At 70.5% G+C, this 14177-nt stretch carries 18 protein-coding genes and 1 pseudogene; 10 read left to right on the forward strand and 9 right to left on the reverse strand.

Annotated features, from left to right (window positions below):
- The first annotated feature begins 90 nt into the window (after positions 1–90).
- Positions 91–906, forward strand: a complete 816-nt coding sequence (locus tag ABD164_RS03810) for a glycosyltransferase family 2 protein (protein WP_344293610.1) — start codon at positions 91–93, stop codon at positions 904–906.
- A gap of 21 nt (positions 907–927) precedes the next feature.
- On the opposite strand, the gene ABD164_RS03815 is transcribed toward ABD164_RS03810, so the two are convergent.
- Complete coding sequence (locus ABD164_RS03815) at positions 928–1830, reverse strand: alpha/beta fold hydrolase (RefSeq protein WP_425545907.1); 903 nt, start codon at positions 1828–1830, stop codon at positions 928–930.
- Positions 1831–1986: 156 nt separating this feature from the next.
- Between ABD164_RS03815 and ABD164_RS03820 the strand changes: the two genes are divergently transcribed.
- On the forward strand, positions 1987–2379 hold the full coding sequence (locus ABD164_RS03820) for a thioredoxin family protein (protein WP_344293612.1): 393 nt from the start codon (positions 1987–1989) through the stop codon (positions 2377–2379).
- 25 nt (positions 2380–2404) lie between these two features.
- Here the strand turns inward: ABD164_RS03820 and ABD164_RS03825 are convergent, their stop codons facing one another.
- Genes ABD164_RS03825 through ABD164_RS03835 form a run of 3 tightly spaced genes read right to left on the reverse strand, consistent with a single transcriptional unit; the run spans position 2405 to position 5044 of the window.
- Positions 2405–3025: a hypothetical protein gene (locus ABD164_RS03825; RefSeq protein ID WP_344293614.1), complete on the reverse strand. Its 621-nt coding sequence runs from the start codon at positions 3023–3025 to the stop codon at positions 2405–2407.
- Between the two features lie 60 nt (positions 3026–3085).
- A complete protein-coding gene (locus tag ABD164_RS03830; RefSeq protein ID WP_344293616.1) occupies positions 3086–3982 on the reverse strand; it encodes an LLM class flavin-dependent oxidoreductase in 897 nt (298 codons plus the stop codon).
- Between the two features lie 9 nt (positions 3983–3991).
- A complete protein-coding gene (locus ABD164_RS03835) occupies positions 3992–5044 on the reverse strand; it encodes an EamA family transporter (RefSeq protein ID WP_344293618.1) in 1053 nt (350 codons plus the stop codon).
- Between the two features lie 113 nt (positions 5045–5157).
- Here ABD164_RS03835 and ABD164_RS03840 point away from each other — a divergent pair, with 113 nt between their 5' ends.
- Positions 5158–5703, forward strand: coding sequence for a CGNR zinc finger domain-containing protein (locus ABD164_RS03840; protein WP_344293621.1), 546 nt, complete (start codon positions 5158–5160; stop codon positions 5701–5703).
- On the opposite strand, the gene ABD164_RS03845 is transcribed toward ABD164_RS03840, so the two are convergent.
- A complete protein-coding gene (locus tag ABD164_RS03845) occupies positions 5700–6182 on the reverse strand; it encodes a hypothetical protein (RefSeq protein ID WP_344293623.1) in 483 nt (160 codons plus the stop codon). The two genes, ABD164_RS03840 and ABD164_RS03845, sit on opposite strands and share 4 nt — an antisense overlap.
- Before the next feature lie 138 nt (positions 6183–6320).
- On the opposite strand from ABD164_RS03845, the gene ABD164_RS03850 reads away from it, so the two are divergent.
- A complete protein-coding gene (locus ABD164_RS03850) occupies positions 6321–7457 on the forward strand; it encodes a M24 family metallopeptidase (protein WP_344293625.1) in 1137 nt (378 codons plus the stop codon).
- 108 nt (positions 7458–7565) lie between these two features.
- Here ABD164_RS03850 and rpsO read toward each other — a convergent pair whose 3' ends face one another.
- The gene (gene rpsO / locus ABD164_RS03855; RefSeq protein ID WP_344293628.1) at positions 7566–7835 is read right to left on the reverse strand and encodes a 30S ribosomal protein S15; all 270 of its coding nucleotides are present in this window, start codon (positions 7833–7835) and stop codon (positions 7566–7568) included.
- 153 nt (positions 7836–7988) lie between these two features.
- Complete coding sequence (locus tag ABD164_RS03860; protein ID WP_344293630.1) at positions 7989–8966, reverse strand: NAD(P)-dependent alcohol dehydrogenase; 978 nt, start codon at positions 8964–8966, stop codon at positions 7989–7991.
- A 102-nt stretch (positions 8967–9068) separates the two neighbouring features.
- Between ABD164_RS03860 and ABD164_RS03865 the strand changes: the two genes are divergently transcribed.
- The 4 genes from ABD164_RS03865 to ABD164_RS03880 all read left to right on the forward strand — a co-directional run bounded on the left by ABD164_RS03865 (position 9069) and on the right by ABD164_RS03880 (position 10737).
- Positions 9069–9260: a hypothetical protein gene (locus ABD164_RS03865; protein WP_344293632.1), complete on the forward strand. Its 192-nt coding sequence runs from the start codon at positions 9069–9071 to the stop codon at positions 9258–9260.
- 48 nt (positions 9261–9308) lie between these two features.
- Positions 9309–9674 carry a DUF488 domain-containing protein gene (locus tag ABD164_RS03870; protein WP_344293634.1) on the forward strand — a complete coding sequence of 122 codons (366 nt, stop codon included), beginning with the start codon at positions 9309–9311 and terminating at the stop codon, positions 9672–9674.
- Positions 9675–9750: 76 nt separating this feature from the next.
- Positions 9751–10194, forward strand: a complete 444-nt coding sequence (locus ABD164_RS03875) for a CHRD domain-containing protein (protein WP_344293636.1) — start codon at positions 9751–9753, stop codon at positions 10192–10194.
- A gap of 75 nt (positions 10195–10269) precedes the next feature.
- Positions 10270–10737: a hypothetical protein gene (locus ABD164_RS03880; protein ID WP_344293638.1), complete on the forward strand. Its 468-nt coding sequence runs from the start codon at positions 10270–10272 to the stop codon at positions 10735–10737.
- A gap of 34 nt (positions 10738–10771) precedes the next feature.
- On the opposite strand, the gene ABD164_RS03885 is transcribed toward ABD164_RS03880, so the two are convergent.
- Positions 10772–11593 (reverse strand): CPBP family glutamic-type intramembrane protease, encoded by an 822-nt coding sequence (locus ABD164_RS03885; RefSeq protein ID WP_344294094.1) that lies wholly within the window; start codon positions 11591–11593, stop codon positions 10772–10774.
- 77 nt (positions 11594–11670) lie between these two features.
- Between ABD164_RS03885 and ABD164_RS03890 the strand changes: the two genes are divergently transcribed.
- Positions 11671–12765: a M4 family metallopeptidase gene (locus ABD164_RS03890; protein ID WP_344293640.1), complete on the forward strand. Its 1095-nt coding sequence runs from the start codon at positions 11671–11673 to the stop codon at positions 12763–12765.
- Positions 12766–12775: 10 nt separating this feature from the next.
- Positions 12776–12964, forward strand: a pseudogene (locus ABD164_RS18010) (protealysin inhibitor emfourin); the annotation flags it as partial.
- A gap of 22 nt (positions 12965–12986) precedes the next feature.
- On the opposite strand, the gene ABD164_RS03895 reads toward ABD164_RS18010, so the two are convergent.
- Complete coding sequence (locus ABD164_RS03895; protein ID WP_344293642.1) at positions 12987–13694, reverse strand: lysoplasmalogenase; 708 nt, start codon at positions 13692–13694, stop codon at positions 12987–12989.
- Positions 13695–14177: the final 483 nt, after the last annotated feature.

The raw sequence follows: 14177 nt of genomic DNA on the forward strand, positions 1-14177 counted from the left end.
AACGTGCAAAGGAAAGCCCCTTGCATGGAACCACGCGGCATGCGCAGCAATCGTGCGCGGTGCCGGGCGCCCATGGCTAGACTCGCGCTGATGGTCACCATTTCGGTCGTCGTCCCGAGTCACAACGACGCGGGCTACGTCGCCGCCTGCCTCGAGGCGCTCGCCGCCCAGACCCTCCCGGCCGACGAGATCATCGTCGTCGACAACGGATCTACCGATACCACCGCTGAGGTCGCGCGTGCCGGAGGCGCCCGTCTCGTCACCGAGCCGCTGCGCGGGGTCTGGCCGGCGACCGCGGCCGGCTTCGACGCGGCGACGGGCGACCTGCTCGGGCGGCTCGACGCGGATTCCGTGCCGGGCCCGGGCTGGGTCGCCGAGGTCGAGCATCGGATGTCCCGGGCCGACCGGCCGACGATAGTGACGGGTTCGGGCGTCTTCTACGGCGCGAACCGGGTGATCCGCTGGATCGCCCGCAACGTCTACATCGGCGGGTACTTCACGGTGATCGGCGCGTTGCTCGGTCACCCGCCGGTCTTCGGCTCCAACTACGCGATGCGTCGCGAGGCATGGCTCGAACTCCGCGACCTCGTGAACCGCGATCGAGGCGACGTGCACGACGACCTCGACCTCTCGTGGTGGATCCAGCCGGGAATGACCGTCGTCCGCGACGACCGGTTGCTCGTGGGAATCTCGGCACGCCCGTTCGACACGCTCGAGGGGCTCTGGCACCGCGTGCGCATCGCGTTCCACACGCTCGCGATCGAATTCCGGGCCTGGGGGCCGCTCGAGCGCCGAGCGGCGCACCGGCGTGTACAGACGGCCCGTGAGCGCTGGGTCGGGTCCGACGAACTCGAGGCGCCCGACGCCGCCGGCGACGGCGACGGCGAAACGCCGCTGCCGGCCTGACCTGCTCCCACGAACCTGGCGCTATCGCGCGCCGTCGGCCTCGGCGAAGAGTGCCAGCATGTCGCGCACGAGTTGGTGCGGCGCGGTCTCACATGGGCTGTGGCCCGTGGGATACACGACGAAGCGAGCCCCGATCCGACGGGCGAACCTTCGGTGCAGCTCGGTCGGCCACAGGTCGTGCTCGCCGACGGCGACGAGCTTGGGCACAGGCGCCGCGGCGAGGTCGGCGCGCACGTCGGGTGTGCGCATCATCAGGCCGATGATGTCGTCGACGCTCTCGCGACGGGTGAGCGCGAAGCGTTCGCGCACGAAGGCGATGCGGCCGGGCGGCACCTTGTTCAGGTTGTTCCGGATGCCCCACAGCATGAGGCCGGCCCCGACGCGTGGTGGGGTGACCGCGCTGAGCGGGCCGATGCGCTTGATGCTGCGGAACGCCTGGCCGGGCTCGGGCGGAGCGCTGAGCAGCGTGATGCTCGCGAACCGGTCGGGGCGTTCGAGCAGGGCGAGTTCGGCGAGCGTGCCCGCGAAGCTGTACCCGAGCACGTGGGCCGGACCGTCGCCGGCGTCGAGCACGGCGAGCAGGTCGTCGAGGAAGAGCCGTTCGTCGTAGCGGGTGTGTGGCGGATCAAGGTTCCACGGACCGGCGTCGGCGGACTCGTACTGCCCCGCGAGGTCGTACGACTCCACCCGGAACCCGGCTGCGGCCAGCAGCGGCAGCATGAGCACGAAGTCCTCTTTCGACCCGGTCGCGCCGGGCACCAGGACGACGCGAGGGTCGTCGACCGAACCCAGGGCGATGTGCGCGAGGCGCCCGCTCGGGGCGTCGAACCACGTGCGCTCGGTTGCCGGGGGCAGCTGCCGCCAGTAGATGTCGGGCACGGCGTCGTCGAGCGCGTGGGCGTCGCCGAGCGCGGTCCGATCGATCGATTCGACCGATCGGGCCGGTTCGGGAGTCTCGGGTCGTCGCCGGAATGCGCCGAGCACCCCGTCGAATGCCGCCACGACCTCACCATACCGCCGCTCGGGTCGCATCCAGCGAACACCGGGCGGGCGCCCAGCGGCTGCGTTTAGGCTTGCAGCATGGCAACCGTTGCGCTCACCCTTGAAGATTTCGAGAAGACCATCCTCGAAGGCGGCACCGTCTTCGTCGACTTCTGGGCGAGCTGGTGCGGCCCCTGCCTGCAGTTCGCACCGAACTACGAGGCAGCGTCAGAGGCGAACCCCGACCTGATCTTCGCGAAGGTCGACACCGAGGCGCAGCAGCAACTCGCGGCCGCGATGAACATCACGTCGATCCCCACGATCATGGCCTTCAAGGACGGCATCGGCGTGTTCGCACAGGCGGGCGCACTCCCCCGCCCGGTGCTCGACGACCTCGTGTCGCAGGTGCGCGACCTCGACATGAACCAGGTGCGCGCCGACCTCGCGCGCCGCGAGGCCGAGGCGGCCGAAGCCGCCGAGCCCACCGCCTGACGCGCGCCTCGAGCGACCGCCGAGGTCAGCCCTTCGGCGGCGCCTGCAGTGCCTCCTCGAGCCCGCTGAGGTCGAGTTCGACCGTGAACGGGCGCGCAGTGCCGACGATGAGCGCCGGCACCCGCACGTAGCGACCCTGCTCCTGCCGAAGCGCATCGAGCCCGTCGCGCCAGCGCACGTCGGCGGCCTCTTCGAGGAATCCCGCGTGACGGGGGTGGTCGGCGCCGACGAGCTGCACGCCGATGCGGTACCTGCGCGAGAGCCATCGACTGGCCCTCGGAACGAGCACGGCGGGCTGCTTGGCGCCGCCGAACAACAGGGCGAGCTCGATCGACGGCTGATGTCGACGCACGTCGGCCACCGGCGCCACCGCGCGCACGCCGCGCTCCATGTGCACTGCATCGACGAACTCGAGGCCCTCGACGGTCTTGAGGTCGCCCCACTGGTCGGGATTGGTCGAGCGGCCTCCGCGCATGAGCGAGACGGCGAGCCACGCCACCGCGACCACGAGCACCCCGACGAACGGCCACAACACCCACGGCGGGGCGTCGGGTCGAACGATCGACGTGACGAGCAACAGCACGCCGACGACGATGAACGGAAACGGCTCCCAGGCGAACAACGGCTTCGAACGGGGCGCGGGCATGAGGATCAGGCTATCGCGCGCACGGCGTCGCGATGCGCGACGTTCGGCCCGGCGCCGCGTTCAGCGCAGCGCGGGCAGTCGCGCGGCGACCGCGTCGAGCACCGACTCGTCGCCCGCATAGAGGCCGTGCTCGCGCGGCCAGTGCGACACGACGTCGGTGAAGCCCAGCTCAGCCGCACGGCCGACGGCGTCTTCGAACGCGGCGAGACTCGCGAGGCTGTACCGCGGCCCTTCGTCGAGCGAGAGGGTGCGCACGATCGTCGACGGGTCGCGCCCGGCCGCCGCGCACGCGTCGTCGAGGCGGCGGATGAGGGCACCGGCACTGCGCCACCACGCCCTGTCGTCGTCGTGCTCGCCGCCGGTCGTCACCCAGCCGTCGCCGAGGCGAACCGCGAGCGCAAGCGCCTTCGGCCCGTTCGCCGCGAGGTGCAACGGCATGCGCGGGTGCTGCGCGGGCTCGCCGACCATGCGCGCGCCGGCCGCCGTGTACCACTCCCCCTCGAACGAGATGCCGGATGCCCCTCCTGGGGCAGCCCCCTCGAATCGCAGCAGCGCGTCGAGCCCCTCGACGAACTCCGCGAAGCGGGCGAAACGCTCACGGGGTGACAATTCGGGCTGGCCGAGCACGTGGGCGTCGAATCCGGTACCCCCTGACCCGAGGCCGAGCAGCACCCGCCCGCCCGAGATCTGGTCGACGGTCGCGATGTCCTTCGCGAACGGAACCGGGTGCCGGTAGTTGGGCGAGGCCACGAACGTGCCGAGCCCGATGCGACTCGTCACGGTGGCCGCCGCCGTGAGCGTCGGCACCGTCGCGTGCCAGCGCTCGCCGGCGAGTCCGCGCCACGAGAGGTGGTCGTAGGTCCACGCGTGGTCGAAACCGAGCTCTTCAGCGCGGCGCCAGCGCGCAGCGGCCTCGGGCCAGTCGTGCTGGGGCAGGATGACGACGCCGAACCGCATGGCGCGAGTCTACGACGCGTCGGCGGTGCGAGCGGATGCCCCGTGGCCGGCGCCGTGGCCGGCGGCCGCGGCCTCGGGCTCGACCTCGTGTGCGCGTGGGAGTTCGCCGTCGATTCGCGACCCGGGGACGAGGTCTATCTCTAGCGGCACCGGCTGGTCGAGGGGCCGCTCGAAGCGCACGAGCACGATGCCGCCGAGGATGAGCACGCCGCCGAGCAGTTGCACGGGCCCGATGGCCTCGCCGATCAGCACCCAGGCGACGATGCCGGCGAAGACCACCTCGGACAGGCCGAGGAACGACGCGAGCCTCGTGCCGAGCATGCGGATGGCCTGGATGCCGGCGACGTAGGCGAACGCGGTCGAGACCGCGCCGACGGTGAGCACGAGCACCCACCACGGGGCCGTGGCGCCGAGGAACGACATGTCGGTGAGCACGAACTCGAAGGGCACGAGCCCTGTGAGGCCGGCGAGGCCGAGCACGATGGCGCCGATGAAGACGCCCGACGCCGCGAGCGCGATGGGCGGCACGCCGATGTCGTCGCGGGCGCCGAGCACATAGTAGACCGCGACGCCGAGCATGGCGATGCCCGCGAGCATGATGCCGACCGGGTCGATGGCGCCGCCCGCCGGGCCGATGACGAGCACGAGGCCGGCGATCGCGACGACCGAGCCCGCGAGCACGACCCACTGCGGTGCGCGGCGAGTGCGCGCCCAGGCGAACGCCACGAGCGCGACCGGTGCGAGGTACTCGATGAGCAGGGCGGTACTGACGGGGATGCGCGCGATGGAGGCGTAGAACGCGAGCTGCACTCCGGCGACGGCGATGACCGAGTAGACGAGCACGGTCCACTTGGCGCGCCAGAGCGGGCGCAGGTCGAAGCGCAGCGCGATGAGGCCGGGCACGAGCAGCAGCAACGCGGCGACCGAGACCCGCAGGAACACCGCGGCACCCGGCGACCACCCGGCCTCGAGCAGCGGCTTGACGATCGCACCGCCCGCACCGAACGCGAGGCCCGACGCGAGCCCGAGCAGGATTCCGACGATGCCGCGCGATCCACGCATCGGACGCTCCCTTGAACGGCGGGTGTATTGGTGAGGTTGTTCGCGAGCCCGCCATGTCATGACCGAATCGCGTTATGCTGGTTACATTACTCCGCACCTCAGTCAGGAGTCAAATGATTTTCACCAATGACACCGAGGCTTCGCTCGGGTTCGCCGCAGCGCTCGCAGACACGGTGCCAGAGGCATCCGATTCAGGCGACGATGAACTGTCGACGACCGCGCAACTGGCCTCCCTGCTCGACGAATGGAAGTTCTCGGGCCGCCGCGACGGCGACGACCGCGAACTCGCCGACGTGCGCGCCGCGCGCACCCGGCTGCGGGCGCTCTGGCTGCTCGATCGCGACGACGCGGTCGATGAGGTCAACGACCTGCTCGCCGACGCACGGGCGCTTCCGCAACTCGTGCGCCACGACGACCTCGACTGGCACATCCACGCGACCGAGACCGACGCGCCGCTCGCCCGCCGCATCCTCGTCGAGGCGGCGATGGCCTTCGTCGACCTCATTCGCGCCGACGAGATCGAGCGGCTGCGCGTCTGCGACGCCGACGACTGCACGAGCCTCTACGTCGACATGTCGAAGAACGCCTCGCGCCGGTTCTGCAGCACTCGCTGCGGCAACCGCATGGCCGTGCGCGCCTACCGGGCGCGCACCGCCTAGCGTTCGACCGACGGGGCGAGCGCCGAAGGCACGTCGACCACGCGCGCGAGCACCTGCCGCGCGTTGACGACGACGAGCGCGACGAGCAGCCCCATGAGCACCACGTCGGCGGCGATGTAGAGGTAGTGGAACGGCGACTGCCCGGGATCGGCGCCCGCGATGACCAGGTCGGTGCGGGCGTTGAGCGGCGGCCGGATGACGATCATCTCGACGAGCAGTACCGCCCACACCCCGCCGAGCAGCCACGCCGACAGCCGTCCGGGGCGCGGTCGAATGCTCGCGAGAGTGAGCACCGCGGCGATGACGACGCCGAGGACGTTGAGCGCAGTGAACACCAGGCGACCGATGCCGAGCCCGAGCGGAATCGTGATTCCGGGCGCCTGGAACTTCAGGGGCGCCTCGATGAACGAGATGGCGATGAGTGCGCCGAGCCAGAATGCGGGCAGGAGGACGCGCAGGGCGAGGGTGAGACGGGGCATGATTCCACCGTATCCCGGCGACAGCGAGGGCTTTCCATAGGTGGACCGGCACGGGCCGGAATCCCTTGGTCCGGCCGCTCGTGCGGAGTAGCTTCTGGAGTGGATCCGCGGCACCGTTTCGCTCAAGGAGGACCCACCATGACCGATCCGACTCGAGCTGCTGAACCGGCACCGTTCACCGCCGATGACTTCGCCGCGCGGCTGGAGCGCGCCGCGCGGGCCGCCGCCGAGGCGGGCCTGACGGGCCTGCTGCTCACCCCCGGGCCCGACCTGCTCTACCTCACCGGGTACGCCCCGGTCGCGATCACCGAACGCATCACGATGCTGGTCGTTCCCGTCGACGGCGGGCCGACCATGATCGTGCCCAAGCTGGAACGACCCGACGCCGAGGGCTCGCCCGGTGCATCCGTCTTCGAGCTCGCCGATTGGACCGACGGCAGCGACCCCTACGAGGCAACCGCGGGCCTGCTCGCTCCCGGGCGCTACGCGCTCTCGGATTCGGCCTGGGCGATGCACCTGCTCGGGCTGCAGCGACAGCTGCCCGACACGTCGTACGTGTCGATGACGACCGCACTGCCGATGCTGCGCGCGATCAAGGACGACGACGAGCTCGACCGCCTCGCTGCAGCAGGGGCGGCCGCCGACAAAGCATACGGCGAGATCCTCGAGGTGCGCTTCACCGGCCGCAGCGAAACCGACATCGGCAATGAACTGGCCGCGCTCCTGCGCAGGTTCGGGCACTCGCAGGTCGACTTCACCGTGGTCGGCTCGGGCCCGAACGGGGCGAATCCGCACCACGAGATGGGCGATCGCATCATCGAGCACGGCGACATGGTGGTGCTCGACTTCGGCGGCCTCAAGCACGGTTACGGTTCCGACACGACCCGCACGGTGCACGTCGGTGAGCCCACCGATGAGGAGCGTGAGGTGCACGAGATCGTGCAACGCGCGCAGCAGGCGGGATTCGAGGCGGTGCGGACCGGCGTCGAGTGCCAGGAGGTCGACCGGGCGGCGCGAGCCGTGATCACCGAGGCCGGGTACGGCGAGTACTTCATCCACCGCGTCGGCCACGGCATCGGCCTCACCACGCACGAGCCGCCATACATGGTCGAGGGAGAACGACAGCCCATGCAGCCGGGCATGTGCTTCTCGATCGAACCGGGCATCTACCTGCCCGGGCGCTTCGGCGTTCGCATCGAGGACATCGTCACCGTCACCGCCGACGGCGCGCGCCGGCTCAACCAGACCCCGCACGAGATGGCGATCGTCGAGTAGCGGCGCCAGCCCGCGGCACGCGTTCGTGAACGACGAAGGCCCCCCGCCGTGGCGGGGGCCTTCGCAAGAAGTTCGCGGTGTCTTCGAGAGCCGCGCGGACTGCCGTGCTTAGCGGCGCAGCCCGAGACGCTCGATGAGCTTGCGGTAGCGCGTGATGTCGACATCGGCGAGGTAGCCGAGCAGACGACGACGCTGACCGACGAGAAGCAGCAGGCCACGACGCGAGTGGTGGTCGTGCTTGTGCTCCTTCAGGTGCTCGGTGAGGTCTTTGATGCGCTTGGTGAGCAGCGCGATCTGAACCTCAGGGGATCCAGTGTCACCGGGGTGCGTCGCGTACTCTTCGATGATCGCCTTCTTGACGTCTGCTTCGAGTGCCATAGATGGGATCCCCTTTCTCTCGTTGCGCGCTGCCCATGGCCGTATGCCTGGGCTCTCTTTGTGCGCGGCCGTCGTGACGGCAACCTCAACACTCTACCAGAGCGGATGCCCCGTGGCCGACGGTGCCGTCCCCGGCGAGGTCGGCCCGGTTCGTCAGGGCACGAGGACGACCTTGCCGAACACGTCGCCCGCACGGAGCCTCGCGACCTGGTGCGGCACGGTCGCGAGTGGGTGCGGGCCGTCGACGACGGCGTTCAGATGACCGGATGCCGCGAGCTCGGCGAGTTCGGCGAGGTCTCGGTTCGGCACCGCCGCGAGCAGTCGCACGGTGCGACCGCCGTCGCGCGCCGGCGTGCGCGCCGCGGCGAGCGCGTAGCCCAGTATGCGACGCGGGCGACCACCGATCGCGACGGCGGCGCCGCCCGGCGCGAGCAGGCCCCGATGCTCGGCAGCCGACAGCCCGCCGACCACGTCGAGGATGCGGTCGAACGGGCCGGCCTCGGCCGGGATCGCGCCGGCTTCGTACGCGTCGGACGCCCCGAGCAGGCGCAGGCGGTCGAGCTTGCCCCCACGATCGACGACCGCCACCCTCGCGCCGGCCGCCGTCGCGAGCTGGAGGGCGAACGTGCCGACACCGCCTCCGGCACCGACGATGAGCACCCTGCTGCCGTCGAGCGCCCCCCGGTCGCCGAGCGCCTGCAGCGCCATACTCGCCGCCTGGGGAATCGCCGCCGCCGTGACGTCATCGACAGCTGCAGGCAGCGACACGACGGCGTCCTCGTCGGCGGCGACGTACTCGGCGAATCCGCCCCACCCGCTCGCCGTGAGCTCCCCGAACACCCGGTCGCCCACCCGGTGCCGGGTGGCGCCGTCGCCGACCGAGACCACCTCGCCCGCGACATCCGAACCGATCACCCGGTGTTTCGGCCCGAACGGTGCCGCGATTCGGGTGAACATCGCCCCCGTGACGATGTCGACGTCCCACGAGTTCAGCGACACCGCGGCGACGCGCACGACGACCTCGCGCGTGCCCGGAACCGGCCGGGGGATCTCGGCGAGACGCATGACCCGTTCGGGCGCACCATAGCGTTCGAGCACGATCGCGCGCATGGGTCGCGGTGCGGAGGTCACGCGATGAGCGTATCGAGCCGACTGACGCTCGGGTGTCCTCTGCGCATCCGCTGTCCGATGGAACCGCTTGCGGTGAGAGCCGTACTGCGCGATGCTTCCCGCATGAAGCCCGTGCTCATCACGATCGGCGCCATCGTCGCGCTCATGGGCGTGATCTTCCTGTTCCAGGGCATCGGCATCCTCGGCGGCAGGGCGATGACCGGGTCGACGCTGTGGGCGATCCTCGGTCCGATCATCGCGCTCGCCGGCATCGTGCTCGTGGTGTTGGGACTGCGCCGCGGTCGCAAGAGCTGACGATCCTGCGCTGTTGGCATCACGGAGACACCGCGGCAGACTGGCCGTATGGCATACGCAATGAAACGCGTCTACGACACGCCCGGGGCATCCGACGGCTACCGTGTGCTCGTCGACCGGCTCTGGCCGCGGGGCGTCTCGAAGGAGCGCGCCGACCTCGATCTCTGGCTGAAGGACATCGCGCCGTCGGCAGAGCTGCGCAAGGACTGGCACCATAACCCCGATCGGCACGATGAGTTCGTGGCGCGCTATGTCTCAGAGCTCGACGCCAATCCCGTCACCGCCGATCTGCTCGGCCTCGGGAGCGAACACGACCGGGTCACACTGCTGTACTCATCGCACGATCCAAGCGTGAATCACGTCGCCATCATACTCGGCTGGCTGGCCCGGCACGGGGCATCCGTCGAGGACTGAGCCCGACCGCGCCTCTTGAGGCCGGCGCGCAGTCGGCGTAGCGTGCCGGTTGATCGGAAGAAAGTGAGTACAACTCATGCTAACGACCCATCGCACCCGCACCGCAGCCATCGCCCTCGCCGCGGCCGCCGCGTTCACCTTCGCCGGTTCCGGTGCCGCGAACGCCGCCCCCGCGATCCCGCTGACGATCGGGCAGGAGACACCCAAGCCCGACGCCGGCCCCGGAGCACGCGGTTCCTTCTCATACGAGATCGGCGTAGGTGAGCTCTGCTACACGCTCGACGTGACCGGGCTCTCGACCCCGGCTGCTGCCGCGCACGTGCATCTCGCCCCACGCAATGTGGCTGGACCCGTCGTCATCCCCCTCGTGATCGTGAACGCCACGAGCTTCAGCGTCGACACGTGCGTCCCGGCCGATCAGGCGGTACTCGACGCGATCGAGGAGAATCCGAACGCGTACTACGTCAACGTGCACAACTCGCAGAATCCGCCCGGGGAGATCCGCGGACAGCTGAAGTAGCACGCGGCTGACCTGACACGTCGCCACCGCCGGGCTTGCACCAGTGGGAGGATTGCCCCGAGAGGTCGCACCCACATGGCCGCAACCGAACGACGAGCCGCCGAGCGCGCCGGATACCCGCCGCGAGCGCTCACCGCCGCAGTGCTCGCGCTCATCGGCATCGTGCTCGCCGTGTGGGCGGTCGCCGCGGTCGGCGAGACATCCGCGCGTGCCCTCGCGACCTACACGCCGGTCGAGGTCACCGTCGTCGACGAGCGCACCGAGGAGCGGCTCGTCGCCGACCGGCGCGGCAGCAGTCACGCGACGATCCGCGTCGTGAGCGTGGAACTGCCCGACGGCGTTCGCGCGGACCTGCGCAGCGACGATCTCGCCGTCGGCGCCGCCGCGACGGTCTACCTCAGCGATTCGGATGCCGTGTTCGCGACACCGCCGGCACGGCCGGGCGTCTTGGAGTGGACCCTGTGCGCGGCACTCGTGGCTGCCGCGGTCGTGCTCGCGGTCGCGTCGGTGCGCCTCATGCTGCGGCTGCGCCGGTCGTCGTGAGGCGTGCGCCCGCCCCGCGACATCCGCTCGCTCGCTATGACGGGACCAGCGGGAAGATCGCCGGCCAGCCGTTGTGCGCGTACACGATCACGCAGAACACGACGGCGTCGAAGATGAGGTGCACGATCAGCACGTAGGTGAGCGACTTCGTGAGCTTGAACGTGTAGCCCTGGATGAGCGCGAACGGAATGGTGAGCAGCGGCCCCCACGACTGGTAGCCGAGCTCCCACAGGAAGGAGACGAACACGATCGTCTGCATCAGGTTCGCCTGCCACGTCGGAAAGTGGCGGCGCAGCAGCGCGAACACGGTGCAGATGAAGAACAGTTCGTCCCAGGTGCCGACCGCGTTCACGCCGACGAACAGGCGCGCGATCTCGTCGGGCTCGGTGACGGTCGGCCAGTTCTGGTAGACGCCCGAGGTGATGAAGTAGAACGGCAGGATCAGCCAGCCGGCCACCGTGACGAAGATCAGGTAGAGCCACTGCGTGCGGGTCCAGCGGTTGCCCGTGCGCCACGGGAAGCGGATGACGCGGTCGCCGTACCAGTAGCGCGAGATGACGTACGGCACGACCACAGCGAGGCCGAGCACGACCGCGAACCGCACGATGCTCGGGTAGCTGATGTCGGCCGCGAGCGAGATGGTCGAGATGATCACCTGCCCGAGGGCGATCAGGAACAGGTCGGGCAGCAAGCGGCTCGTGCGACCCGACCGGTCGGTGAGCCATGCGGCGCCGAGGCCCACGGCGAGCATCGCATAGCCCGCGAGCTGCACCTGCACGCCGAAGAGCAGCACCGCCGCGCCGCACACCATGACGGCAGGCACGAGCCCGATCGCGTGAGTGCGAACATCGCGCATCGCGAGATCGGCATCGGTCGAGGCTGCCACACCCCCAGCTTCCCACGGGTGTCGGAGCACCGTGGCACGATCGAGGCATGCAGCAGTCACCCCATGCGATCGTGCCGCCCTACCTGCTCGCCCGCATCGCCGCCGCCGCCGACCCGCGGTTCCCGCGGGCCACTGCCGCCGCACGTCGATCACTCGAGCGCGACGCACCGCTTCGCGAGTGGCGGTCTGCGGCCGAGCGTGCGCCGTTCCTGCTGCCCGAGCATCCCGCGCGCGATGAACGGCCCGCCGCTGCCCCGGGTACGGCACCGGCACCCGATCGTCGCGTCTCCGACGCCGGCGGCGACGAGCGCCTGCCGGGCCGCCTCGCGCGCAGGGAGGGGCAGCCGCCCTCGGGCGACCACTCGGTCGACGCGGCCTACGACGGCCTCGGCGAGACCTTCGAGCTGTTCGCGCGGGTGTTCTCGCGCGACTCGATCGACGGCGCCGGCATGCCGCTCGAGGCGACCGTGCACTACGGCAACAGGTACGACAACGCGTTCTGGGACGGCGAGCGCATGGTCTTCGGCGACGGCGACGGCGAGGTGTTCCGCGGTTTCACCGACTCACTCAGCGTGATCGGGCACGAACTCGCCCACGGTGTCACCGAGCACACTGCCGGGCTGCGCTACGAGGGCCAGTCCGGCGCCCTCAACGAGCACGTCTCCGACGTGTTCGGCGCGCTCGTCGAGCAGTACGCGAGCGGCCAAGACGCCGATTCGGCGAGCTGGCTCATCGGCGAGGGCATCTTCACCGACCTCGTCGAGGGGCAGGCCCTGAGATCGATGCTGAACCCCGGAACCGCGTACGACGACGACGTGCTCGGCCGCGACCCGCAGCCCGACCACTTCGACCGCTATATCGAGACCGAAGACGACAACGGCGGGGTGCACCTGAACTCGGGCATCCCCAATCGCGCGTTCGCCCTCGCCGCCCGCGAGCTCGGCGGATTCGCCTGGGAGGGCGTGGGGCGAATCTGGTACGACGTGCTCACCTCGGGGCGCCTGCCGCCCGACACCGACTTCCGCCGGTTCGCCGCCGAGACGGTGCGCGCGGCCCGCCAGCGCTTCGGTCGCGATTCACGCGAAGAGCGCGCGGTCGCGGGCGGCTGGTCGGCGGTGGGCATCGAGGTGCCCCGGGAGTAGCATCGCCCCCATGGACGTCATCGTCTCGCGCAGCGGTGGCCTCGCCGGCCTGCGGCTGACCTGGGAGGTTCGCGTCGAGGAACAGCCCGACGCGCGCGAGTGGTACCTGCTCATCGACGAGATCCCGTGGGGCGAGCCGCGACCGGTGCCGCCCGAGCCCGACCGGTTCGTCTACCGCATCCGCTGCGAACCGCACGAGGCCACGCTCGCCGACCGCCAGCTCACCGGTCCGTGGCGCCAGCTCGTCGATCGGGTTCAAGAGACGGCTGAGCCGATGCGGCGCGGGCAGCGCGAAGACCCGACACCACGCCCCAGGCGATCAGGCCCTGCGCCGCGAGGTACGTCGACATGACGACGAGGTCGTGCAGGGCGAACTCGTAGCCCGGCAGGAATCGGCCGAGGGCGAGCACCGAGTCCGACACGACGAAGAACGCGCCTCCGACGGCGATCGGCCCGCCGCGGCCGCCGGCGAGCGCCGCCATCGACCCGAGCACGGCACCGTACACGGCGACTGGCACGAGCAGCGCCCCGAGGTGCGGGCCGAGCAGCGCGAGGAACCCGGCGTACCACGCGACGTAAACGAGAGCCCCGGCTGGCAGCCGCCGGCGACCCGACTGCACGGGCAGCCGCAGGAACAGCACGATGAATGCGACGTGTGCCGCGAGGAACGCCAGGAGCCCCGGCACGAAGAATCCCGGAAACGAAAGCAGCACATCGCCCACCCACGAGCCGGCGAGTGCCGTCACGAGCAGCCAGGCCTGCGATGGGCGCGGTCGGCCCACCGCGAGCAGCACGGCGGCCGCGAGCAACGGCATCAGCAGTGCCTTCGACGTCGGCACCGCCCACGCCGGGCCGGTGTAGAGCACGACGAGCTGTACGAGCGAGAGCCCGAGGTAGGGCAGGAAGACTCTCAGGGTGCGATCGGTCACTTCGTCGTGTCCTCAGGTGGTCGGTGGTCGTCGGGCTCACGTCATCGTAGTCGGGTGCCGCGCCGGGGACATCCGTCGGCCCGCACCCGCAGTCGTGCACGCACGCCGGCTCGCGCTCGTACTCGCACTGCACCCCGACCCGGACCCGCACCCGCACGCTGGCTCGCACTCGCACCGCACGCCGGCTCGCACTCGCACCGCACTGCACCCCGACCCGCACCCTCCACCCGCACCCGCACCCGCACCCGCACCCGCACCCGCACCCGCACCCATCGCACCTCCCTCACGTTTCGAATCCGCCTCGATCGGGGCGGATTCGAAGCGAGCGAAGCGGAGGAGATCGGGCAGGGCCACTTCATGCACCGAAACGCGCGATGCGGGAGGGGTGATCGGGCAGCGCCACGTCACGCACCGTAACGCGCGATGCGGAGGGGCGATCGGCCCGCGCCAGGTCACGCATCGACGGGCCAACATGACGAAGGG

The sequence above is a fragment of the Agromyces neolithicus genome (assembly GCF_039529735.1).
GTDB classification, from domain to species: Bacteria; Actinomycetota; Actinomycetes; order Actinomycetales; family Microbacteriaceae; genus Agromyces; species Agromyces neolithicus.